Consider the following 22,292-nt stretch of genomic DNA (forward strand, 5'->3'; position numbering starts at 1 on the left):
TGCCCGAGCAGGGCGTTGAGCAGGGTGGACTTGCCCGCGTTGGGGCGACCGATGATAGAGACGAAACCAGAGCGAAAGGCCATTGTCTTTATTATGCGCTGTTGTCAGGGTCTGGAGCGGGATCGTCGGCTAAACTGGCTGCTATGAATTTCAAGCAACTGCGGATTGCGTATAGATCCGCTCGAGGTCTGGCCCTGCTATCTCTTGTTACTGCCCCACTCTTCCTCACTGCCCAGGCGATCTCTCCCTTTCATTCGACGGAGATTCATCCCGACCGCAGCGTTACGTTTCGTTACAGAGACGCTGCCGCGACGAAGGTCGATCTGGTGCTGGAGGGGCAGGCGCAGAAGCTGCCCATGGAAAAAGATGCCGCCGGTGTCTGGACGGCAACGAGTCCAGTGCTTCCGCCGGAGATTTATAACTACACGTTTGAGGCAGATGGCGATCTGAGGATCGATCCGGCGAATCCGTACACTACGGCGAACCTGGTCGATATCTCCAACCTGCTGACGGTGCCTGGCGAGAGACCGCAGCCCTGGGAGGAGACCAATGTTCCGCATGGCACGCTGCATCGCCACACGTATACCAGCGGGATAGTGGTCGGGCTTCCGCAGAATCAGAGCCGATACTACGTTTACACGCCGCCTGGGTACGATGCGAAGGCGAAGAAGCCCTATCCGGTGCTGTACCTGCTGCACGGCTGGAGCGATTCGGAGGAAGGCTGGACGGCGGTGGGGCAGGCTGATCTGATCTTCGACAATCTGCTGGCCGATGGGAAGATTAAGCCGATGGTAGTGGTGATGCCACTTGCGTATGGCGATATGTCTTTTCTGAATAGCTTCAGTGTGTGGGAGGATTCGGCGGCGATTGATCGCAATACGGATCTGTTTGGAGAGGCGCTGTTGAAGGAGATTTTGCCGCGCGTGGAGTCGGAGTACCACGTCTCGAAGGACAGGAACGACCGGGCGATTGCGGGTCTTTCGATGGGCGGGCTGGAGAGCGTTGAGGTTGGGCTTAGCCATCCGGGTGAGTTTGGGTGGATTGGTGGGTTCAGCTCGGCGGTGCATAACCTTGATTACAAGCGGAAGCTGGCTGGAGTTGAGCCGAAGACGGCGAATCTTCACCTGTTGTGGATTGCGTGCGGAACCGAGGATTCGCTGATCGACCCGAACCGCAAGCTGGTGAAGTTTTTGAAGAGCAGAGATATGCCAGTGACGCAGATCGAGACTCCGGGGTTTCATGCGTGGATGGTTTGGCGCGATAACCTGGTGCACTTTGCTCCGCTGCTGTTTCAGCAGAGGTAGAGGCCGGTTACTTCTACTGAGTCGGAGTGCTGATGTCTTTAAGGTAGGCCGGGCTTAGGGTGCCTTTGGACTTGGCCAGTGCGAGCAAGGTTGGGTAGAACTGGACGAAGGTAGTGTCGACGGCGGCGTGGCTTTCATGGCATTGATAGCAGGAGGCCGGGCGCTTCACGATCTTCGCGGTGGGCGATCCGTCGAACTCGTAGAATCCCCAGCCGCCTTCGAGTTTGGCGTCCTTGACGTGGACTTCCAAGGCCATGATCTCCGGTGACTGGGTGTGGCCATTCTTGTTGATGGAGCTGGCGCCCTGTGCCCCACGTTGCTCGAGGACGAGTGTGGTCTTGTCAGGCCAGGTGCCGGTTTGTTGAAAGACGCGGTAGGATGACGGGTTTACGAAGACGTTATCGAACATGGAGTGGCCGGCCATGGAGGTTTTGGGGCTGTAGCTCATGTCCAGGCCTGAGCTGAGAAAGATCCATTCGCGGTACTTCTCCGGCATCTTGAACTGACCGTCTGCGGTGTAGCTGAGGCCGTCGCCGTTGGCCATGTCTCCGTATGACCGGACCGTCTCCTGTTGGGGAAGGACGGCGAGAGAGAGTAGAAGAAGCGCGGAACGGAGCATGGGAACCTCGCGAAAGTCAGGATCAGGGTCTCATGGCAGTACGGGGTGCCGGCAGAGTTCGTTCCGAGGTTCTGAGCAAAAAGTTGTACTGCGCATCCAGCACGCCACCTCCGCACGCGCGTCACTTCGCAGATAATCAATGCCAGAGCATGGAATCTTTCTTTACACGCTTCAAGAATGTTCTGGTGCTGGTCGCGATTCTGCTCGCGCAGACGATAGGGCTTGCCGTGCAGGTTCGCCGGCCAGTGGAGTCGGGCGCGCCGGATAGCAGCAAGGTCACGTTAATCCGCTATTGGGCGGTCTCCGTGGTAAGTCCGTTTGAGCGGTTCTTCCATGGGATTGGGTATACGTTTCGGCATGGGTGGTCTAACTATGTCGATCTTCGGCACACCAGGCAGGAGAACCACGATCTGCAGGATCAGATTGCGCGGTTGCGGTTGGAACAGGCGTCCTTTGCCGAAGATGCCATGCAGGGTCACCGGCTGCAGGCGATGCTGGACTTTCAACAGCATTATGTTTCGACTACGGTTGCGGCGCAGGTGATCGGAACGAGCGGGAACGATCTTTCGCGGGTGATCTATATCGACAAAGGCTCGAAGGATGGGTTGAAGACGGATCAGGCGGTCATCACTCCGGATGGCATCGTCGGCAAGATTCGCGATGTCTTTCCGCATACGTCCCAGGTGCTGCTTATCAATGACCAGACCTCGGGTGCGGGGGTATTGCTTGCTACGACTAGAATTCGGGCGATTCTTCGGGGGAGTACGACTGGGCAGATTTTGATCAACAATTTGACTCCCGACAACCGCATCAAGCCAGGCGAGCAGGTTCTGAGCTCGGGAGGCGACCAGGTTTATCCGAGGGGTCTTGCGGTGGGAACGATCGAATCGATCAAGATCGACCCTGACCATCAGCCTTACACCCTGATCCAGCTTCGGCCGGCGGCGAACCTGAACCAGTTGGAGGAGGTCCTGGTCATTACGGGCACCCAGACTACGCTTTCGGCTCAGGCCCAGAAGGATCTGGCGGCAGGGGTTACCACAGCCGAGGCGCAGGCTGCGGCGAAACAGATTGCAGACCAGCAGGCTGCCGAGGCTGCAGCTCGCTCTGCCGCCCAGATTGTCGCCGACCGGCTGCCAAGTATTCACGAGGGCGAGGACGAAGCGAAGCCAGGAACTGCCGCTCCGCCCGCGACCACTCCGCCGGTCAGCGTGGTCCCGAAGCCGCTTCCGACGATTCACTCGGACCGCTACTCGCCGGGTGCAACTCCCTCGGCTTCGGATCTGAAGCCCGGAGCAGCAGAGCCGCCCAACGAGAAGGATCTGAACTGAGTCGAGATCTTTGAAGAGCGGGTGGTTCTCAAGAGCCATCCTTGCGACAGATTGGATTGAACTACGAGTAAGTTTGCTTTAGAGGAGAAGAGTTAAGTGGAGCATTCACCAGGGTTTCTCAATATTGCCGAAAAAGCGAAGAAGAACATTAGTCAAGTGACCATTGATGAGGTGGTCGCGAAGCGAAGCCACGGTGAGATATTTCATTTTGTCGATGTCCGTGAAGACGATGAGTTTCGCGCGGGACGTGCCGTAGGAGCCGTTCACCTAGGAAAAGGCGTGATCGAACGCGATATCGAGACAACAATTCCCGACAAAAAAGCGCCGATTATCTTGTATTGCGGAGGCGGTTTTAGATCGGCACTTGCCGCTGACAGCCTACAGAAGATGGGTTACGTAAACGTCGCTTCGATGGATGGAGGCTACCGTGAGTGGCTCGAGAAAGGTTTGCCGACAGAGAAATAGAGTTTGTATGACGTGAAGCTAACCCCGCGCCAAAGTAAGAGCAAAAGTTCTACAGCAATGGGCGAGATAAGCTAGCGGTTTCGAAGCCTGAGCAGTCAAAGCCGCGCAAAGCCCAACCCTTCACCGGACACGACCCAGTCCCCTAACCCTCAGCTGTAGCAGACCGCTAGAGAGACCATGGCTACCCGCAGCTTTACATCCCGTCGAGAGCTTGAGCAGCACAGCTTTCCCCCTGCCGTTGCGCTGCTGGTGCCGCTGGGCGCGATTCTGCTGCAGGCGCTGCTCCCGAGGCCGTTTCCGCGCCTGGCGATTCTCGATCTTCCTTTGATCGTCACCGTTTTTTTTGCTGTCTCGCGGCGCAATCCGGTGGCCGGGACTCTGACCGGAGCGGCGATCGGGCTGCTTCAGGACGCCCTGACGGCCCAGCCTATCGGGGTCAACGGCATGGCGAAGTCGGTGATCGGGTATATCGCGGCGAGTATCGGCATTCAGATCGATGTTGAGAACCTTACGACTCGCATTTTGATCAACTTCGGGTTCTTTCTTATGAATAGCTTTCTGCTCTTCCTGATTAATCGCCGGCTGCTTGGCTTGACCAACTTTCACATTTATTGGGGACATGAGCTGATTCGTGCTGCGATCAATACCGCGGTTGCGCTTCCCATCTTTTTTCTGCTCGATAACGCCAAACGCAGGGAGTAGAAGCGGAGATGCAATCGTCTAACAGGGACTCACGCCCCAACAGTGGTAGATCGAAACAGGTTCCAGCAGAAGTAAACTGAGATAAGCATGCAACTAAGCCACCATATTGATCCCGAGGATCTCGGCCCTAACGGGAAGGCCGAGAAGGTGTCCGCAGGCAAACTGCACGCGGCGCAGTACGGGGTTGCGATCATTCTGATCGTGCTGCTGACGGGTCTGTGGCGTCTGCAGGTGCTTGGTGCCGATAACTTTCGTGCGCTGGCGGAGGCCAACCGGATCCGCAAGGTTCCGATCCTCGCTCCTCGCGGACGGCTGTTCGATCGTGAAGGCCGTTTGCTGGTTGATAACTATCCTTCGGTCTCCTGCTATCTGCTGCGGGAGCAGGTGAAAGATCTTGACGCGGACCTGCCGCTGATCGCGCAGGGGCTTCACATTCCTATTGAGCAGATTCAGTCGACGCTGCGCCGGTACCAGATCGCTCCGAAGTATCAGCCGATTCCGCTGAAGCAGGATATTTCGCCTGACGAGCAGGCCTTTATTGCGGCGCATCGCGATGAGCTTCCAGAGCTTGAGACGCTGGATGAGCAGAGGCGGCTCTATCCCCGGGATGGGTTTGCCGCGCATTTGATCGGGTATGTCGGCGAGGTTTCGGAGCAGATGCTCGATGACCCGCGCTATGCGTTTTATTCTCCGGGTGACGTGGTGGGGCGCTCTGGTGTGGAGCAGACCTATGACGCGCTGCTTCGCGGCAAGGATGGCAGCCGCGACGTGATCGTCAACAGCCACGGCAAGGAGCTTGGCCACCTTGGGCAGGAGCTGGCTACGCCCGGTAAAGATCTGAAGCTGACGATCGATCTCGATCTGCAGATCGCGGCAGAGAAGGCTCTTGATGGGAAGAACGGCGCGATTGTCGCGATGGATCCGCATACGGGCGAGATTCTTGCGATGGTGTCGCGGCCTACTTATGATCCGAACCAGTTTTCTGTGCGGCTGACCAAGAGCTACTGGAACGAGATTCTGAATAACCCGGATCATCCGCTGTTGAACAAGAGCCTGCAGGCACAGCTTGCGCCGGGTAGCACGTTCAAGATCATTATGTCGGTGGCAGGGCTGCAGGAGAATGTCGCCCAGACGATGCATGTGAGCTGCAATGGCGGGGCGGAGTTTTACGGTCACTTCTACGCCTGCGACAAACACCATGGCGCGGTGGATATCAATAACGCGATTCCGTACTCCTGCGACACGTTCTACTACACGCTGGCGAACAGGCTCGGCATCGATACGATTGCGAAGTATGCGACTTCAGTTGGGCTCGGCCAGAAGACCGGAATCGACTTGCCGGATGAAGTAGCGGGCACGATGCCTTCGACGGCATGGAAGCTGAAGACTCAGCATGATAAGTGGTTCGCCGGTGAGACGATCTCGGTGGGGATCGGTCAGGGTGCGGTGACTGCGACTCCGATGCAGCTTGCCCGCGCGCTGAGCGGTATTGCTTCAGGTGGAGTGCTGCGGCGTCCGCATGTTGTGTTTGCCGATGAGGTTCCTTCGGACATGCAGCAGGCGATTCAGGAGTCTTTTCCCGGTTCTGGCGATGCGACGATTCCGCTGACGACGGAGAACTGGCAGTTGATCACCGATGCCATGGCCAATGTTACGAGTAGCCCCATCGGGACGGCTTACGCTGCGCACCTTGAAGGCGTGGACTTCGCGGGGAAGACGGGCACAGCCCAGGTTATCGGCCATGACGCGCTGGCAAAGACCAGCAAAGGACACAACACCGAACCTAACGCATGGTTTGTCGGGATGGCTCCGCGGCGCAATCCAGATATCGTGGTTGCGGTGCTGTGGGAGCACGGGAACTGGGGGAATAACTCCGCTAAGCTCGCCTCACAGATTATTGATGCGTTCGTGAACAAACAACGCAAGCGCGAGAACAACATTCGCATTGCTACTACGCCCGAGCCAGCCAAGCCCGAGACCACCGCCAACGCAACTCCTACCGTACCCAGCGCAGAATAGGACCGATCAGCCACTATGCCCCGACTCTCGTCCTATCGCGACTTCGACTGGGTTCTCCTGGGATTCGTTCTGCTGCTGTCGCTGATCTCTGTGCTTGAGATCAAGTCGGCCACGCTCCAAACAAAGTTCCACGGGTTCGATCACAAGCAGATTCAGTTTCTAGCCGGCGGGCTGTTCCTGATGTTCGTTATCTCGTTGATCGACTATCACCGGTTGCTCGATATCATCCACTGGGCTTATGGGATCAGTGTGCTCTCGCTGGTTGCCGTTCTGATTGTCGGGACGAAGGTGCTGGGCGGGCGGCGCTGGATCAAGTTTCCCGGTGGCATCCACTTTCAGCCTTCGGAGTGGGTCAAGCTTGTTCTGATCCTCGCTGTGGCCCGCTATTTCTGGGGGTTGGCCGGGAAGGAGCTTACGTGGGCCGATATCGGCGAAGGGGCTGCGATGGTCATCATCCCCATGGCGCTAGTTTTGAAGCAGCCTGATCTGGGGACGGCGCTCACCTATCTTCCTATTCTGCTGATTGGGTTGTTCCTCGGCGGCATCCGGGTGAAGCAGGTTGGATTGATTGTGCTTGCCATTGCGCTTATCGGCGGCGTGGCGTGGAAGAGCGGCAAGCACCTGAAGCCGTATCAGCAGGCTCGTATCAATGCGTTTATCAATCCTGATTCCGACCCACGCGGGTCCGGCTATCAAATTCGCCAGTCACTGATTGCGGTGGGTTCGGGTGGTATCTGGGGCAAGGGCGCGAATAAGGGGACACAGACCCAGGGCGACTTTCTACCGATTCCTTATACCGATTTCATCTTTGCGGCGTTCTGCGAGGAGCATGGCTTTGTGGGCGCCGTCGGTGTGCTGCTGTTGTATTTCCTGATTTTGATGCGGCTGATTCAAAATGCTCAGACGGCTTCGGACCTGCCCGGCAGCTTCATCATTATGGGGGTGGTCGCAGTGATCGTCTTCCAGATTGCGGTGAATGTGGGGATGGTGGTGGGCCTGATGCCAGTGACGGGGATACCTTTGCCGCTGCTGAGCTACGGCGGGTCGTCGGTTCTGTTTACCTTTTTGTCGCTTGGCATTGTGATGAATATTCGTATGCGCCGCTTCGTCAACTAGCGTTCCCGGGCCGGGTTGGTGAGCGTAATCCGATTTATCGCAAGGGGTTATGGTTGGACAATAAAGGATTGTTAATACTGTGTGGCTTTTGCAGCAGCTTTAGTGCAATACTGTTAGCAACACCTGTTCGGCTGTAGATGCCGCTCAGTGTACCCGCTATATTTCGGCGCACGGTCGCCAATCAGCGGCAACAAAGACTTTTTAGAAGAAAAGGCCGGCCAGCCAGAGACATCGATCCGTTGGCCGGACAGGTTTTAGGGAATGATTGCATCCGGATGGCGAACGGCCCCGCCTCAAGTTGTTGATTTTGAGGTTGTTTTGGTCACAAACTCCGCATGTTTCGAATTGCTTGAAGCATCCCCCCGTGTCCCCGATTTATCCGGTATCGCCCTAGCCGCGCTCCCATTGAGCGCAGCAGTTGCATTTAGGGCAGAGCTGTACTCCTATCTCACACCGGTCGTCGAGTTTTGTTCACGCGCTTCCGCAGCCCGTAATCTGTCCGCTCCACGGTGAGCCAAACCTGGCCCCTCCGGGTCAGGCTAACTCCCGATTGTTCTCTGTCGCGTCTGCCGCTCGCACCCTCTCAATAGAGGCCGGGCAGAAAGAGCACAGCGAATGTCGAAAGAAATTTACATCTCCAGTACCCCCCACGAGACTCGTCTCGCCATTGTCGAAGACGACGCCCTCACTGAGATCTACTACGAGCGAGAGAACGAATACACTCTCGCTGGATCTATTTATAACGGTAAGGTCACTCGCGTCCTGCCGGGCATGCAGTCCTCCTTCGTGGATATTGGCCTCGAACGGGATGCGTTCCTTTACATCACCGATTTCATGGAGGAGGCCGGGGACTCGGCTGACTTCGATACGAGCGACTCCGGACGTCGTCCCGAGGGACGCCGCAACGGGAGCGCTCCTACCCTGGAAGGCACTGTTGCCAGTCCTCCGGACCGGCTCGACCAGACTACTGACTCCGGCAATAGCTCTTCCGAACGTACGGACCGCGGCGAACGCAGTGGCCGTGGCGACCGTAGCCGGGGTGGACGAGGACGACGTGACCGCGGCGGCAACCGTGATCGTCAGCCCATCGCCGATCCGCTTGCGCCTACCTCGCCCAACGACACTTACAACGCACCGGTTGCTGAGTTTCTTTCTGCCGATCCTTCGACGGAGAACATTGTCACCGACAGCAACGATGGGGGCGAGATTGGCGAAGGTGCTCCAGGTGCCGATGGCAGCCGCCGCTGGCGTGGCCGTCGCGGCCGCCGCCGTGGCCGTGGTCCAGGTCAGCGGGACGAGACGCCAAGCGCCGTAGGAGCAACCCCGGCTACGGCCTCGGGCGAGGCGGGCTATGAAGAAGAGTCGTTCGAGATTGACGGGGCTGCGGCACCGACCATCACCGCGAGCAGCACGGCTCCAATCGCCTCCGCTTATGTTTCGACCGAGTCCACGAATGTTGCGCCGGAGAATACTGATCGCGGCGAGCGGCCCAGAGGGAATGACCGTGGAGATCGCAACGGACGAGGCGATCGCAATCGTGGCGGCCGCGACCGTGAACCACGGGTTCCGCGCGGATTTGCACCGAAGACTTCACTCTATGGAGTAGACGACGCTCCTGCTTACAATCAGGCGCCTGAACTTGATGCGAATGCTCCTGAACCCATCGTTCTGCCAGGCGAGTCACTCTCCAAGTACCGCAAGGGTGGAGAAGAGACAGTTGCAGCGACCCCGAAGGCAGCCGACGCAAACATCATTCTTCCGGCAGCGCCGGAGTACGCGATTCCTGCCGGTTGGGATGGAGGCGCTACCCTTCCTGGAGAGTCTCTGTCACGCCATCGCCGCCAAGAGAGCCGTAATGAGCCGCGTGCGGAGCATCGTCAGGAGGCTCGCGCCGATTATCGCAATGCGAGTCCGGTGGCTCCCGAGCCACGTGCGGAGGTCATTCGCGAGGCGGAAGGATTCAGTGTCGCCGAGACCATCGAGGAGCAGCCCGAGGTTCTACTTGCGACGCATCCCGAACTCATCTCTTCGGAGCAGCTCCAACATGAGGCTCCGTCTGAGCAGGTCGAATACGAGCCGACCGATGCCTCTGCTTCTTACCGCATCGATCCTGCTGCTCCGAGTGAGTACCGCCAGAGCGCACCGGTTCTGGACGCGCCAGATCAGACCGCGCCGCATCAGGATGCGCCAGAGAAAGTTCAGTCAGAGGCTTTCGTCGAATCGCAGCTGCACGATCAAAGCGCGGCTCACAGCATCACGCCTGGCCCTGGTGAGCCGGTAGCGCCGCTGCATGCACAATCCGAGCAGACTGAGTTCGAGAGATTCGACTGGCAGACTCCAACGTCAGCGCACGCAGAGTCGATCTCTGAGGCCAACGCCGAGACAGCTCCCGCAGCGCATGAGCTGACGACGCTCCATGCGACCGGCGAGATGCACTCGGAAGCTCCGGTTGCCACCTTTACTCCAGAACATGCGACCGAGACCGTTTCGCCGATCGAGCATGAGACGGCGATCGCAAACCCTGTTGAGAACGTCATTGCAGATGAGGCCGTTTCGCAGCACTTTGCGCCGGGCCAAGGCTTACTCGAAGAAGAGACTTTCGAAGAAGAGGATTTCAACACGACTCTCCACGCCAGCTCTATTGAAGAGATGGATGACTTCGACGAGGAGGAGACGCTTGAGGGCGCTGCCGATCTGGGCACCATGCTTCGCGAGATGTCCATCGATCAGATTACTCGTGGCAACGTCGAGGACGAGGATGAGGACGATCTCGAAGAAGAGGATGCGATTCACGACCCTTTGAGCGAAAGTCTTGAGGAGGCGGACGAGGAGGATCTCGACGAGTCGGACACAGAGGAAGACGTTCTCCACGAAGGGTTCACCGAAGGTGATGAGTTCGCAGCTGCCAACGGCTCCGATCAGAAGCAGGCTGGTGCGGCAGCGCCGTCGCCCGATCGCAATCGCGACCAAGACCGGAGCCGAGGGCGCCGCGATGGGCGTCGAGATGGCCGTCGAGGCGAACGTTATGGTCGCAGCAGCAGTGGCGACCGTGGAGATCGTCCCCGCAACACGGGGGGAGCAGGAGATCGCGAGCGCGCAAGCAGCAGTGGTGGCGGCCGTGATCGCCGAGGCGGCCGGAGTTCCATGCAGTCCACAAACCTTCCGGCGATCAGCGAACTGCTCAAGCCTGGTCAGGAGATTCTCGTCCAGATTGCGAAGGAGCCAATCGCGAAGAAGGGCGCCCGCATCACGTCCCACATTGCGCTTCCCGGCCGTTTCCTGGTCTTTATGCCGACGGTCAACCACACCGGTGTGTCGCGCAAGATCGAATCCGATGGGGAGCGTCGGCGTCTGAAGGAGATTCTGTTGAGTGAGAAGGGTGAGGCCGCTGGCGGCTTTATCGTTCGTACTGCAGCCTCGGGAGCCAGTGAAGAGGAGCTTCGCTCTGACCTCCGCTTCCTTTTGAATCTGTGGGCCGATATCAAGCAGCGTTCGGAGTCGTCCAAGTCACCGGCGCTGATCTACCACGATCTGAATCTCGTCGAACGCATCCTTCGCGACCAAGTGACGGACAACTTCTCTGCTATCTGGGTAGACAGCGAGAGCGAGTACGAACGCGTGCTGCGCTTCCTGCAACGCTTTCAGCCGTCCCTTATTCGCCGCGTGAAGCTTTACACCAAGGAGACTCCGCTCTTCGAGCAGTTCGGTATCACCGAAGAGATCAACAAGGCCCTGCGCAGTAAGGTATGGCTGAAGTCCGGCGGCTCCATCGTCATCAACCAGACCGAAGCCCTGGTCGCGATCGACATCAACACAGGAAAGTTCGTCGGCAAGACGGCTCGTCTTGAAGATACGATCGTGAAGACAAACCTCGACGCGATCCCTGAGATCGTGCGGCAGATTCGCCTGCGCGATCTTGGCGGCATTATTATCATCGACTTCATCGATATGGATGAGCGCAAGAATCGCAACAAGGTGATGGCCGCGCTCGAAGAAGAGTTGAAGAGTGATCGTGCTCCGTCGAAGGTTCTTCAGTTCAACGACTTCGGTCTCGTCGCCATCACCCGCAAGCGCGTCAAACAGTCGCTTGAGCGGACTCTGTCGACTACATGTAACGTCTGCACCGGTACCGGCATGGTGAAGTCGCCAGTCACCGTGTGTAACGATATCTACATCGAGATGCGCAAGATGCAGAAGCATCTCGACCGTGGCGACGTGATGCTTCGCGTCAACCCTGAAGTTGTCAAACAGCTCAAGGCTCCGGGGACGAAGTGGCTTCAGGAGATGGAAGAGATGGTCGGAAAGACGATTCTCGTCAAGTCCGATCCCAGCCTCCATCCCGAGCAGTTTGACATTCACTAGACCGCTTTGAGGAGAGGGTTACGGGCGTAGACTCGTGACCCATTCTCTCAAAACTACCGGTCTGCACATGCAAACCTTACGGGCGTCCTTTACGAGGCCGCCCGTAACTATTCCCGGTTCAACGTCTTGCCGTGGACGCAGAATGTAAAAACCGTCGCAAGGATGTCATCCTAAACGACATTTCCTGCGTCTTACACAACAAGCGTGTTGCAGTCGGGTTCAAGCCATTGAAGAACCTCAAAAGCACCAAGGGAGCCACACAAAGATGCACACCAACACTGGGAATCGCCTTAACCGTATCCTGGGCCGTACCGCAGCCGTCACCTTTCTTGCGGCAGCGGGGACCCTGGGCCTTCACGCGCAGCAGTCCGCCGGCACGGCTCTATCGCTTCCGCCGGTAAATCTAAAGACGAGTTTGTCGGCGCCACTCAATCTGTCTATCCCGGACGATCTTGGCTACAGCAGCAGCACGGGCAGCGTCGAGACCGCCAACGCGGTGGACTTTAATCTCAGCAGCGACGCGAACCAACCGCCGCCACGCCGTCGCTACAGCCGTCCCAATTATGGGGACAGCCACACCAATCCTGATGGTTCGTCAAAGTACACCTTCGTCGTGGGTGGAGGCTTTACGTTGCCAGTAGGCACAACGCATAGCGTCCTTGATACAAGCTGGAAGATCCAAGGCGGTGTCGGGCGCAACTTCAATAAGACTTTTGGCGTTATCGCCCAGTTCGACTACGATAACTTCGGCATCAACACCTCTACCCTGAATAATCTGTTGGCGATCTACAACGGTCCGCCTATCTTTGCTACGGATCAGAACGGTAACCCACTGTCGCAGATCGGTGGAAGCAGCCACGACTGGTCTTTTACCCTGAATCCGATCTTCAACTACTACACGTCGGATACCAAGGGCGCATATGTCGTAGTTGGCGCAGGTTTTTATCACAAGACCGCTAACATCACAACGCCGGCTATCGAAGAGGAAGACACCTTCTTTGGTCCGGTTGAGTTTCAAGCCAATCAAACGATCGACAAATACACAAGCAATGCTTTTGGTGTAAACGGTGGTCTCGGCTTTACCTACAAGCTGTCGCGCTTTGCTTCCACGCGCTTCTTTGTCGAGGGACGATACGTCTACACGTTCAATTCGGCGCGGACCTTCTCTTATGGAGATGCCAATGGAAACGGCTTCAACGTGTTCCCGCAGAATAGCGCGAAGACGAGCTATATTCCGATTACCTTTGGTCTCCGCTTCTAAAACTTCCCTGCGGTTAATTGCAAAGAAGAGAGGCTTTATGCCTCTCTTCTTTTTTAACGTTTGTGTGCCACCGTTTTTCTCGCAGGGGCCTATTTCAAACGAAGAAAAAATCCAGCGCCAACACCCAGAATCGTGGCGAAGCTCATCACGATCTGATGACCTACCCCACGCTGACGCATCTCCCAGGCATTCCTCCACAGTACGCCGACAAGCACTACGATCAAGGTGGTTCCGCCCAGCCACGGGGAGTGATCTTTGCCGAGAACGAGGGCTGTCATGTAGGCGCCTACAATCGTGCAGATAAACCAGACCCCATCCTGAATGAACTTGTATCTTCGGGTGATTCGGTAGTTTTCTGTAACGAGACTGGGCGAAGCCGCAGTGATGCCGAAGGTGGCAGCCATCCACAGGCCGACTACCACCAGATATCCAAGAACGAGTGCAAGTATAAGAAAAGTGCCAGTAATCATGAGCCTATCTTGGGTGTCCTGTGCCGCGATCTTTTCGGCAGCTTCTTTGGAGATCTAGAAAGCCAGTCTAGCAGGACAAGCCCTTAGACCCCCACTGGATAGGGCTTTTCGTGCATCTCTTCGTCAGGGTCGCGGCTGCGCTCAAAGCGTCCCTGGAGCAGACTTAGAAGGCCCGTGTACCAATAGCCGAAGACGAACAGCACAAGAAAGGGGACGGTGAAGAAGTTCTCCGTCGAGATCGCATAATAGACCGTCCAGGCAAAGTAGGATCCGATCGCCAACTCAATCCATGGGATCACACCGAGCCGTTTGCGGTAGACCTTCGCCTGGCTCTTCTCCCCCTTTTTCTTCACGCTGTACTTTGGTGTCCTGGCAAATGCGCTCTTCACTCCGAACAGCGCTTCCAACACGGCCTTGGTATTGGTGATCGTCAGTCCTACTCCGCCCAGAGCCATCACGAAGGGGACGTAGATGATCGACTTGTACCAGCTCTTGGGGTAGAGCTCCTTCTGGCTGACCATGTAGAACGTCGAGACCGACATGGTGCTTGCGATGAAGAGAGGAAAGTCGATCAGGAGCATCTGGATATACCCCTGCCAGCTACGGATGATCATCGCAGGCATGAGCAGTACGCTCAGGACTATCATCAGCGGATAACTAATGTTCGCGGTAAGGTGATACCACGCCTCGAGCTTGGTATGCCACGGCGCGTCGCTCTTCAATATGCGAGGCAGGATTTTTTTCCCGGTCTGGATAAGGCCCTTCGCCCATCGTGCCTGCTGGGTTTTGAAGGCGGTCATCTCGATGGGCAACTCTGCGGGGCACTCGACGTCCTGGAGATATTTGAACTGCCAACCAACGAGCTGCGCCCGGTAGCTCAGGTCGGTGTCCTCGGTGAGCGTGTCATGTTGCCAGCCGCCGGCGGCTGAGATCGTTTCGCGCCGCCACATTCCCGCCGTGCCGTTGAAGTTGAAGAACACTCCGGCGCGACTTCTGCCTCCATGCTCGAGTACGAAGTGACCATCGAGCAGGATAGCTTCCACTTGCGTCAGGAAGCTGTAGTTGCGGTTCAAGTGAGTCCACCGTGTCTGCACCATGCCGATGCCGGGTTCGGCAAAGTGGTGAATGACCTGCATCACCCATTGGCGCGGGGGTACGAAGTCTGCATCGAAGATCGCTACAAACTCACCGCGAGCTACATCGAGCCCTTTGTCGAGAGCTCCAGCCTTGTAACCATGCCGGTTGGTGCGATGGAGATAGACGATGGGCTGCGGAGCCACTCCGGCAAATCCGCGCGCGTATCGTTCGACGATATCCCGTGCTACTTCGGTCGTCTCGTCGGTTGAGTCGTCGAGCACCTGGACCTCGAAGCGGTCTCTCGGATAGTCAAGTCTGCAGACGGCCTCAATCAATCGTTCGATCACAAACTGCTCGTTGAAGATGGGCAGTTGAATGGTTACGAATGGCAGTTGCCCTTCGGCAAACCGCATCGGCGGCTCGCTCCACTTAGCGGCATTCTTTTTATTTCGGAAGTAGAGCCATACCAACTGATAACGGTGAACCCCGTAGAACGCCAGAATAATCATGACGATGAAGTAGGGAATCAGCATCGCCGTATCGAACGCATTCCAGCGGTACAGATGCTCGAACGTCTTGTCCGCGTAGTGCGTCTTCCAATAGTGGCCAAGGCCCTTTGGAGCGAGCAGCAACGCGAGTTGAGACGTCAATGTTTGAAGATAAAGTTGCAGGATCGTTGCTCCGCTGGAAGGTAGCGTACCGATCCGATTCTACGCGAATTGACGCTTGAAATCTGTTTCAAACGTCTGCGAGAGTTCGATCAGCGGAGCTACCTGCTTAGTTCAGGAACATCGTTCGGTAGACGGTATCGCGCTGTACGGGCTTGAATCCCGCATCGCGGATTACCTGCCGGAGTTGCTCTTCGGTCGCGGCGTTCGACCCTTCGGCGAGCATGACGCTGCCTACATCGTTGCCGCCAAAGCGTAAGCCTACCTGAAGGACCTTGAGCCCCTGGGTTTCGAGGTTCGATTGCACGTTCTCGATGTTGTCGAGATACATGCGTGAGATGGCCAGCGTCTTGAGATACTCCACCACGGTTGCCTCTTCAAACCCCTGTAGGGATGAGGCTTTTGGCTCGAAGCTCCAAGGGGTGAAGGAGGCAAAGCCGCCTGTCTCTTCCTGGAGGGTTCTTACTGTTTCAAGGTGATTGAGGCGGTGCTCCATCGTCTCGCCGCAGCCAAAGGTCATGGTTGCGGTGGTCTGCATGCCGAGTGCGTGGGCGGCGCGGTGGACTGCCAGCCAGTCTGCTGTCTTCCATTTGGTGCGGGTGCCTTGCTGGACGGCATCGTCGAGAATACCCGCGTCATCACCGGGGATTGAGTCCAGACCGGCATCGTGCAGGAGGGCGATGGTGTCGTGCAGGGTTGCGCCGGACTGCTCCGCGATCGACAGGATCTCAGTGGCTGAGAGAGAGTGCAGCCAGATTGCGGGAAATCGCTGCTTGATGCTGCGAAAGAGGCCGTCAAACCAGGAGATGGTGAGTGCGGGGGTAACTTCGCCTTGCAGCATCACGCCATTACCGCCCATGGCTACGATGTGGGAGATCTTCTCGCAAAGCGGATCAAAACCCGCGCCAGTTGCGGATTCTGTGTAGGTTACTCTGCCGTCGATGGCATAACTTACTACTCCTTCGGGATGCAGGCGGCGGCGAACGGCGTCGGCCTCCATTCCGATTCCAATCAGATCATCGCTGCGAAAGCAGTCCAGAGCTTCGTTCCGGGTAATTCCCATGGCTCTATTCTACGGTTTCCGGAGGAAAAATTCTGGGGAGGCAAAAAGGCTGTTTTGCAAGGGAATTTTGCGTTTTTCCGTGTTTTTGGCGTGGTGGAATGGTGGTGTAAGCGTGGTGGGATGCGTGGCTGATGTGGTGTTTTAACCGTCACTTTTTCGACGACAAAAAAAAGCGCCACCTTTTTGAAGTTTATTTTGGGGCGGATTGGCTTACCGCTGGAGCAGTCGCACCAGGAGGACGACGACCATGGAGACGAGAGCGATCAGGATGGGAACTCCGGCTTTGAGCCACAAGCCAAAGGCCGCCACCTGCTTCTCGATGGCCTCCATGCGGTGATCGTGCTGCTCCACTGCGAGGCGTAAGAGCTTAAGTTCTTCACTTACTTCGGTGATCTGCGCGCTTTGGTCCTGAAGCTGACGATACAGACCCAGGTGCGCCTTGGTAACCTGTCCGAGGTCGCCGCGGACTCCTTCGGCCATGGCTACCATTGCGGCTTCATTAGCCTTCTCGGCGGAGGCTTTGGAGGAGAAGTACTTGTCTGCCATTGGCACCAGGCGGGACACGTGCGGAAGCAACTCCACTAACTGCGCAAATACCTTTGACCACATACGCTACTCCGGGTTTTTATCTTCTGTGCTTCTCGTTCAGGGCGGCTACGGTCTGGTGATTCTTCATCGTAGTCCAGCGTTGCAAGTTGCCGTTCGGATTGGATTTATGGGTTGAGTGCGGTGCGGTTCTGTTGCCACCTGACGATGAGCGCTATGACTGTGGTGAGCAGTATGGCGGTCACGATGCCTTGCGACCACAGGCAGTAGATGCACCACTTCTGCAGGACGTAGGCTTCGATGTAGCTGAGAAATGCGGCGAAGAGGCAGCCAACCTGGGCGAACTCGAAGACCAGCCACCAGCGGCCCATCAGAGCAAGAACGCCGATCGTTGCATAGCCGATGATGCCGAGGATTGCGACGGGGATGTGCGAACCTGCCTTTGGATCCTCGTCGAAGGTGCGCGGGGGGAAGACGGCGAAGCGGCTGTGATTGACAGCGCCACAGTCGAACTTCTCGGTGACGGCGCAGGGAGGAGCGAGTGCGGGGTCCATGTAATGAACGTGAAGCGCCATGGTTGAGACCACGATTCCCGCGATGGCCAGTAGAGCAATCAGATACTTCATAGCTTTGATTTTACTGTGCCCTTCGCCTGCTGTACTTCGCGGCGTTTGGCGCGCCAAAGTTTTTTGGTTCTTTCTTCGTTCACCAAATGTTGCGATTGCCTGGACTATCATGAGTTCGTGATGACCTCTACCAGCCGCAGACGTTTTCTCGCTCTCCTGGGCGCCACGGGCGTCTCCGCTGCTGTTACTCCGTCGCTGGTGGCCGCAGCCGTGCCGCCTGCCACAGTGCGGGAGCCGTTTACCTTTCTCTTTGTCACGGATGCTCATCTTCAGCCAGAGTTGAATGGAGTTGTTGGAACCGATATGGCGTTCAAGAGGGCGCGGACGATCAAAGCGGACTTCGCGATCAATGGAGGCGATCATGTCTTCGATGCGCTTGCTGTTCCGAAGCAACGTGCGCTGACGCTCTTCGATCTGTACGACAAGACCGAGCAGGACCTGGGGCTGAAGGTGTATCACACGGTCGGCAACCACGACGTGCTTGGGATTTATCCTGCGAGCGGGATCGCTCAGGATGATCCGCTGTATGGGAAGAAGCTGTTCGAGCAGCGCTTCGGCAAGCTGTACTACTCGTTCGATCACAAAGGACATCACTTCGTTGTGCTGGACTCGATTGGGATTACGCCGGATCGGTCGTATGAGGGACGCATTGACGCGGCGCAGTTACACTGGCTGGCTGCCGACCTGAGCGCTCTGCCGCCTGGAATGCCGATCATCGTTTCAGTGCATATCCCGCTGGTTACGGCGTTTGAAGCTTACCTGCCTGAGGCTGTGGTTGCACCGGCTCATCACAGCCTGAGCATTGCTAATGCTAAAGAGGTTCTCGATGTTTTTGCCGGGCACAATGTGCTGGGCGTGTTGCAGGGCCATACCCATGTCAACGAGACGGTGATGTGGAAGGGTGTTCCGTATGTGACCAGCGGAGCGGTGTGCGGCAACTGGTGGCATGGCACGCGGCTGGGAACGTCTGAAGGATTTACCGTGGTCACCGTGGCGAATAACAAATTGACTACACGTTACGAGCCTTCGGGCTTTCAGTCGGTTGCGCCGCAGAACACCTAAAGGCAGCTTTTAGTAAAGATGCGCCGCTTCGCGAGGGGCGGTCGCTTCATGACTTGTATACCCCTTCGGGTGGCGCTCCCGTTGGTCGCGAGGGGAATTTTCTTTTGGTGATGCGCTTCGGTAACCATGTGGGGGTGCCTCTCTTTTGGGGATAAAATGTGCAGCACCCCGCGAAAAGATGGGTTTGCGGCGTGAGTTCCGGGGTATGCTTGGTAGCACTTCAGACGAGGTCGAATATGCCGAGCTGGCTCGAACTGACTTGTCTTCCGCACGTGGGCCCTAATTCCATCTTCCAGGAGTGATGCCATGCTGTGTCCCGTCTGCCAAAAAGAAGTTTCGCCCCAGAATGCATTTTGTAACAGTTGCGGTTCGCCGCTTGCAGGAGCTGGTGGGTCTGCAGCGTCAAGCGTGCCTCCTCCCCCGGACTATACGAATGTTCCGCCGGCCTACTCAACGGTTCCACCCGCTTACAGTGCGGTTCCGCCTGCGTACGTTGCGGCTCCTCCGGCTGTTACGAGCTCTGGCCTCTCGGAGACGGCTGCGGCTGCGATTGCCTACCTCACGATTATTCCCGCGATCATCTTCCTGGTACTGGAGCCGTATAACAAGATGCCGCTGGTTCGATTTCACTCGTGGCAGTCGATCGGGCTATGCGTGGCGGCGTTTGTGCTGCAGGTGATTATCACCTTCGCGGAGATCTTCACCCACTTCGTTCCAGGGATCATTCTGCTATTTTCGCTGATCCACCTGGTGATTGGACTGGGCCTGTTCCTGGTGTGGCTGTTCCTTATTTTGAAGGCAAGCAAGGGCGAGTGGTACAAGCTTCCGGTTATCGGCGACTTTGCCGAGAAGCAGGCGCGGTCGTAGCTTTTCTGCGTCGCGGGGCCGGTTGCTTCTCTTTGCTGGGGCTGTAGGGCGCGAGCCGTTTTTGCATGACGGCGATGGCTGATACGCTCTCATCGACCATGACGAAGGTGCGGCCGTGCTTTGCGGCGGCTGCGCCTGTGGTTCCGCTCCCGGCGAAGAAGTCGAGCACAGTCTCTCCGGGGTTGGAGTGGACGCGCACGATTCTCTCCAGAATTCCAATTGGTTTCTGCGTCGCGTATCCGGTTTTCTCCTTGCCGGTGGGCGAGACGATGGTGTGCCACCAGACGTCGGTGGGCGTCTTGCCGCGAGCGGCTTTGGTGGCGCCGACGAGGCCGGGGGCCATGTAGGGGATGCGGTCGCTCGCGTTGAGGTTGAAGGTGAATCGTTTGGGATCGCGGGTGTACCAGAGGATGTTGTCGTGCTTGGCGGGCCAGCGTTTGGTGGCGCGGGCGCCGTAGTCGTAGGCCCAGATGATCTCGTTCTGGAAGCAGTCGCGACCGAAGATCTCGTCGAGCATGATCTTGCAGTAGTGGACTTCGCGATAGTCGATGTGGAAGAAGAGCGAGCCGGTGGGGGAGAGGATGCGATGCGCTTCGACGAGGCGCGGACGGAGAAAGCCGAGGAAGTCGTCGAAGGCGTCATGGTAGCCAGAGCCTCCGTTCTGTTGTTGAAGAACTTCGGTGCGATAGCGGTGTCCGCCGAATCCGACGCGGTCGCCTGCCTCATCGCGGATGGTCTTCATCTGCCTGCGGGCCTGGCGTTTGCCCGTGTTGAAGGGTGGATCGACGTAGATCAAGTCCGCGGAGGATGCGGCCATCGACTGTAAAACGCTGAGATTGTCTCCGTGCACGATCCGGTTCATACCAAACGTCTCCGCTCCTAACACTAACGTACCCTTGGACTCAACGGCGGCAACGTGTATTGTTCTCTTCGGATGGCTCTACCACATCGATCAGGAACGACTATGTCAGGCAGTTACCTTACGTACGCGATGCTTACGCACCGCGGCCGCGTTCGACAGGGAAACGAAGATACTTGCGCTGCTGCTCCGGAGGTTGGGGCTTTTGTAGTCTGTGACGGTATGGGAGGAGCAGCGGCGGGTGAGGTTGCGAGCACGCTTGCTGCCGATACCTTTCTGGCCAGCCTGACGACTGCGCCTACAGGCAGGGAAGAACCGCAGAAGCCGCAGGCGCGTATGAATGCTGCGATTCAGGCGGCGAATCATGCGGTGTATCAACAGTCACGGCAGTTGAAGCAGTATCGCGGCATGGGGACGACGCTGGTTGCGCTGCTGCATGCGCCGCTGGCTGGTGAAGCGGGGGGCAAGGCTCAGGTCGTGCATCGCTCGCTTACAGGTCATATTCACTCCCGGGTTACGGATCCGCCGACGCTGTGGCTGGGCCATGTTGGGGACAGCCGATGCTATCGCCAGCGACGCGGCAAGCTGGAGCAGCTGACGCTCGATCACTCGCTGGTGGAGGAGCAGCTTCGCGCGGGAGAGATTACGATGGCGCAGGCTGCGGAGTCGCCCATGCGGAACCTGATTACGCGGGCTATCGGCTCGCAGGCCACGGTGGAGGCGGAGATCCAGAGCCATCGTCCGCAGGCGAACGATGTGTACATGCTGGCGTCGGATGGGCTGACGCACGAGGTGAGCGATGAGGAGATCGCGGATATCCTGTCTGCGATTCCTAAGCCGCAGACGAAGGCGGGACTGACTACTGCGTGCGAGGAGCTGATCACGATTGCGAATCGCAATGGCGGAAACGACAACATCACGGTGCTTCTGGTGGCGGTCACTCCGCAAGCCTGACCACTCCGCGCCTTCCTCTCGCGCAAACTGCTACACTGCAAAGTCGTCTGAAGCTTCCTTATGGCTGAATTGAAAACTATTGCAATCCTCGGCGCCGGAACCATGGGCAACGGCATCGCGCACGTCTGCGCCCGCGCAGGCTTTCCTGTATTGCTCTACGATCTGCAGCAGACTTTTCTCGATCGCGGAGTTGCGACGATTGAGAAGAATCTGGCTCGCGAGGTGGCGAAGAACAAGCTGACCCAGCAGCAGGCCGATGAGGCGAGAGCGAGGATTACGCCTACGCTCGATCGCGAGGCGCTCGGCGGGTGTGGCTTTGCGATTGAGGCTGCGACGGAGAAGTTTGCGATCAAGGCGGAGATCTTCAGGGATCTGGATCGGATTCTCCCGGCGGATGCGATTCTTGCTACGAATACGAGTTCTATCTCCATCACGAAGCTTGCAGGGGTAACAAAGCGGCCGGGGCAGGTGATCGGGATGCACTTCTTTAACCCGGTGCCGGTGATGAAGCTGGTGGAGGTGATTCGGGGCCTTGCGACCTCGCAGGCGACCTTCGATGCGGTTCATGCGCTCTCGCTGGAGCTGGGCAAGACGCCGGTGGAGGTGAACGATGCGGCGGGATTTATCTCCAACCGCGTTCTGATGCCGCTGATCAATGAGGCTATCTACGCGGTGATGGAGGGAGTGGCTACGGCTGAGGCGGTCGATCAGGTCTTTGTGCTGGGCATGGCGCACCCCATGGGGCCGCTGACACTGGCTGACTTCATCGGGCTGGATGTGTGCGCGGACATTATGCGCGTGCTGGCTGAGGGGCTGGGGAGCACGAAGTACAACCCATGTCCGTTGCTGGTCCGCATGGTGGACGCGGGCTGGCTGGGACGGAAGTCGGGCCGGGGGTTCTACACTTACCCTGCGGGTTGA

At 57.5% G+C, this 22,292-nt stretch carries 20 protein-coding genes; 12 read left to right on the forward strand and 8 right to left on the reverse strand.

From position 1 onward, the window contains the following. Positions 1–83: GTPase (locus GSQ94_RS21360; RefSeq protein WP_254063806.1), on the reverse strand; the 83-nt coding region annotated here is incomplete at its 3' end. 273 nt (positions 84–356) lie between these two features. Here GSQ94_RS21360 and GSQ94_RS09870 point away from each other — a divergent pair. Continuing rightward, complete coding sequence (locus GSQ94_RS09870; protein WP_371417497.1) at positions 357–1,304, forward strand: alpha/beta hydrolase; 948 nt, start codon at positions 357–359, stop codon at positions 1,302–1,304. Between the two features lie 13 nt (positions 1,305–1,317). On the opposite strand, the gene GSQ94_RS09875 is transcribed toward GSQ94_RS09870, so the two are convergent. Continuing rightward, entirely contained in the window at positions 1,318–1,923 is a 606-nt protein-coding gene (locus tag GSQ94_RS09875) for a cytochrome P460 family protein (protein WP_158943567.1), read from the reverse strand. Positions 1,924–2,072: 149 nt separating this feature from the next. Between GSQ94_RS09875 and mreC the strand changes: the two genes are divergently transcribed. The 7 genes from mreC to GSQ94_RS09910 all read left to right on the forward strand — a co-directional run bounded on the left by mreC (position 2,073) and on the right by GSQ94_RS09910 (position 13,179). Beyond that, a complete protein-coding gene (mreC, locus tag GSQ94_RS09880; protein WP_158943569.1) occupies positions 2,073–3,254 on the forward strand; it encodes a rod shape-determining protein MreC in 1,182 nt (393 codons plus the stop codon). A gap of 96 nt (positions 3,255–3,350) precedes the next feature. Further along, complete coding sequence (locus tag GSQ94_RS09885; RefSeq protein ID WP_158943571.1) at positions 3,351–3,719, forward strand: rhodanese-like domain-containing protein; 369 nt, start codon at positions 3,351–3,353, stop codon at positions 3,717–3,719. 177 nt (positions 3,720–3,896) lie between these two features. Beyond that, a complete protein-coding gene (mreD, locus tag GSQ94_RS09890; RefSeq protein ID WP_158943573.1) occupies positions 3,897–4,421 on the forward strand; it encodes a rod shape-determining protein MreD in 525 nt (174 codons plus the stop codon). 87 nt (positions 4,422–4,508) lie between these two features. Then, positions 4,509–6,440 carry a penicillin-binding protein 2 gene (gene mrdA / locus GSQ94_RS09895; RefSeq protein WP_158943575.1) on the forward strand — a complete coding sequence of 644 codons (1,932 nt, stop codon included), beginning with the start codon at positions 4,509–4,511 and terminating at the stop codon, positions 6,438–6,440. 15 nt (positions 6,441–6,455) lie between these two features. Continuing rightward, positions 6,456–7,556: a rod shape-determining protein RodA gene (gene rodA / locus GSQ94_RS09900; protein ID WP_158943577.1), complete on the forward strand. Its 1,101-nt coding sequence runs from the start codon at positions 6,456–6,458 to the stop codon at positions 7,554–7,556. A gap of 615 nt (positions 7,557–8,171) precedes the next feature. Continuing rightward, complete coding sequence (locus GSQ94_RS09905) at positions 8,172–11,918, forward strand: Rne/Rng family ribonuclease (protein ID WP_158943579.1); 3,747 nt, start codon at positions 8,172–8,174, stop codon at positions 11,916–11,918. A gap of 265 nt (positions 11,919–12,183) precedes the next feature. Then, positions 12,184–13,179: an outer membrane beta-barrel protein gene (locus GSQ94_RS09910; RefSeq protein ID WP_158943582.1), complete on the forward strand. Its 996-nt coding sequence runs from the start codon at positions 12,184–12,186 to the stop codon at positions 13,177–13,179. Between the two features lie 89 nt (positions 13,180–13,268). Here the strand turns inward: GSQ94_RS09910 and GSQ94_RS09915 are convergent, their stop codons facing one another. The 5 genes from GSQ94_RS09915 to GSQ94_RS09935 all read right to left on the reverse strand — a co-directional run bounded on the left by GSQ94_RS09915 (position 13,269) and on the right by GSQ94_RS09935 (position 17,629). After that, a complete protein-coding gene (locus GSQ94_RS09915) occupies positions 13,269–13,649 on the reverse strand; it encodes a hypothetical protein (RefSeq protein WP_158943584.1) in 381 nt (126 codons plus the stop codon). An 83-nt stretch (positions 13,650–13,732) separates the two neighbouring features. After that, positions 13,733–15,235, reverse strand: coding sequence for a glycosyltransferase (locus tag GSQ94_RS09920; RefSeq protein WP_254063807.1), 1,503 nt, complete (start codon positions 15,233–15,235; stop codon positions 13,733–13,735). Between the two features lie 268 nt (positions 15,236–15,503). Continuing rightward, a complete protein-coding gene (locus tag GSQ94_RS09925) occupies positions 15,504–16,457 on the reverse strand; it encodes a dehypoxanthine futalosine cyclase (RefSeq protein WP_158943588.1) in 954 nt (317 codons plus the stop codon). 210 nt (positions 16,458–16,667) lie between these two features. After that, positions 16,668–17,066, reverse strand: a complete 399-nt coding sequence (locus tag GSQ94_RS09930; RefSeq protein WP_158943590.1) for a hypothetical protein — start codon at positions 17,064–17,066, stop codon at positions 16,668–16,670. 104 nt (positions 17,067–17,170) lie between these two features. Further along, entirely contained in the window at positions 17,171–17,629 is a 459-nt protein-coding gene (locus GSQ94_RS09935) for a vitamin K epoxide reductase family protein (RefSeq protein ID WP_158943592.1), read from the reverse strand. Positions 17,630–17,749: 120 nt separating this feature from the next. Here GSQ94_RS09935 and GSQ94_RS09940 point away from each other — a divergent pair, with 120 nt between their 5' ends. After that, a complete protein-coding gene (locus GSQ94_RS09940) occupies positions 17,750–18,691 on the forward strand; it encodes a metallophosphoesterase (protein WP_158943594.1) in 942 nt (313 codons plus the stop codon). A 408-nt stretch (positions 18,692–19,099) separates the two neighbouring features. Further along, positions 19,100–19,558 carry a DUF4870 domain-containing protein gene (locus GSQ94_RS09945; RefSeq protein WP_158943596.1) on the forward strand — a complete coding sequence of 153 codons (459 nt, stop codon included), beginning with the start codon at positions 19,100–19,102 and terminating at the stop codon, positions 19,556–19,558. On the opposite strand, the gene GSQ94_RS09950 is transcribed toward GSQ94_RS09945, so the two are convergent. Next, positions 19,521–20,420: a site-specific DNA-methyltransferase gene (locus GSQ94_RS09950; protein WP_158943598.1), complete on the reverse strand. Its 900-nt coding sequence runs from the start codon at positions 20,418–20,420 to the stop codon at positions 19,521–19,523. The genes GSQ94_RS09945 and GSQ94_RS09950 overlap by 38 nt on opposite strands. 102 nt (positions 20,421–20,522) lie before the next feature. Between GSQ94_RS09950 and GSQ94_RS09955 the strand changes: the two genes are divergently transcribed. Both GSQ94_RS09955 and GSQ94_RS09960 read left to right on the forward strand, forming a co-directional pair. Beyond that, complete coding sequence (locus GSQ94_RS09955; RefSeq protein WP_158943600.1) at positions 20,523–21,371, forward strand: PP2C family serine/threonine-protein phosphatase; 849 nt, start codon at positions 20,523–20,525, stop codon at positions 21,369–21,371. A 60-nt stretch (positions 21,372–21,431) separates the two neighbouring features. Further along, positions 21,432–22,292: a 3-hydroxybutyryl-CoA dehydrogenase gene (locus GSQ94_RS09960; RefSeq protein WP_158943601.1), complete on the forward strand. Its 861-nt coding sequence runs from the start codon at positions 21,432–21,434 to the stop codon at positions 22,290–22,292.

This window comes from Granulicella sp. S190, assembly GCF_009766095.1.
Lineage (GTDB): Bacteria > Acidobacteriota > Terriglobia > Terriglobales > Acidobacteriaceae > Edaphobacter.

Coding starts and splice junctions, on each gene's coding strand:
- GSQ94_RS09960 (WP_158943601.1), top strand. CDS start 21,432: ATGGCTGAATTGAAAACTATTGCAATCCTCGGCGCCGGAACCATGGGC.
- mrdA (WP_158943575.1), top strand. CDS start 4,509: ATGCAACTAAGCCACCATATTGATCCCGAGGATCTCGGCCCTAACGGG.
- GSQ94_RS09915 (WP_158943584.1), bottom strand. CDS start 13,649: ATGATTACTGGCACTTTTCTTATACTTGCACTCGTTCTTGGATATCTG.
- GSQ94_RS09875 (WP_158943567.1), bottom strand. CDS start 1,923: ATGCTCCGTTCCGCGCTTCTTCTACTCTCTCTCGCCGTCCTTCCCCAA.
- mreC (WP_158943569.1), top strand. CDS start 2,073: ATGGAATCTTTCTTTACACGCTTCAAGAATGTTCTGGTGCTGGTCGCG.
- GSQ94_RS09950 (WP_158943598.1), bottom strand. CDS start 20,420: ATGAACCGGATCGTGCACGGAGACAATCTCAGCGTTTTACAGTCGATG.
- GSQ94_RS09935 (WP_158943592.1), bottom strand. CDS start 17,629: ATGAAGTATCTGATTGCTCTACTGGCCATCGCGGGAATCGTGGTCTCA.
- mreD (WP_158943573.1), top strand. CDS start 3,897: ATGGCTACCCGCAGCTTTACATCCCGTCGAGAGCTTGAGCAGCACAGC.
- rodA (WP_158943577.1), top strand. CDS start 6,456: ATGCCCCGACTCTCGTCCTATCGCGACTTCGACTGGGTTCTCCTGGGA.
- GSQ94_RS09930 (WP_158943590.1), bottom strand. CDS start 17,066: ATGTGGTCAAAGGTATTTGCGCAGTTAGTGGAGTTGCTTCCGCACGTG.
- GSQ94_RS09920 (WP_254063807.1), bottom strand. CDS start 15,235: ATGATTATTCTGGCGTTCTACGGGGTTCACCGTTATCAGTTGGTATGG.
- GSQ94_RS09940 (WP_158943594.1), top strand. CDS start 17,750: ATGACCTCTACCAGCCGCAGACGTTTTCTCGCTCTCCTGGGCGCCACG.
- GSQ94_RS09910 (WP_158943582.1), top strand. CDS start 12,184: ATGCACACCAACACTGGGAATCGCCTTAACCGTATCCTGGGCCGTACC.
- GSQ94_RS09905 (WP_158943579.1), top strand. CDS start 8,172: ATGTCGAAAGAAATTTACATCTCCAGTACCCCCCACGAGACTCGTCTC.
- GSQ94_RS09925 (WP_158943588.1), bottom strand. CDS start 16,457: ATGGGAATTACCCGGAACGAAGCTCTGGACTGCTTTCGCAGCGATGAT.
- GSQ94_RS09955 (WP_158943600.1), top strand. CDS start 20,523: ATGTCAGGCAGTTACCTTACGTACGCGATGCTTACGCACCGCGGCCGC.
- GSQ94_RS09870 (WP_371417497.1), top strand. CDS start 357: ATGGAAAAAGATGCCGCCGGTGTCTGGACGGCAACGAGTCCAGTGCTT.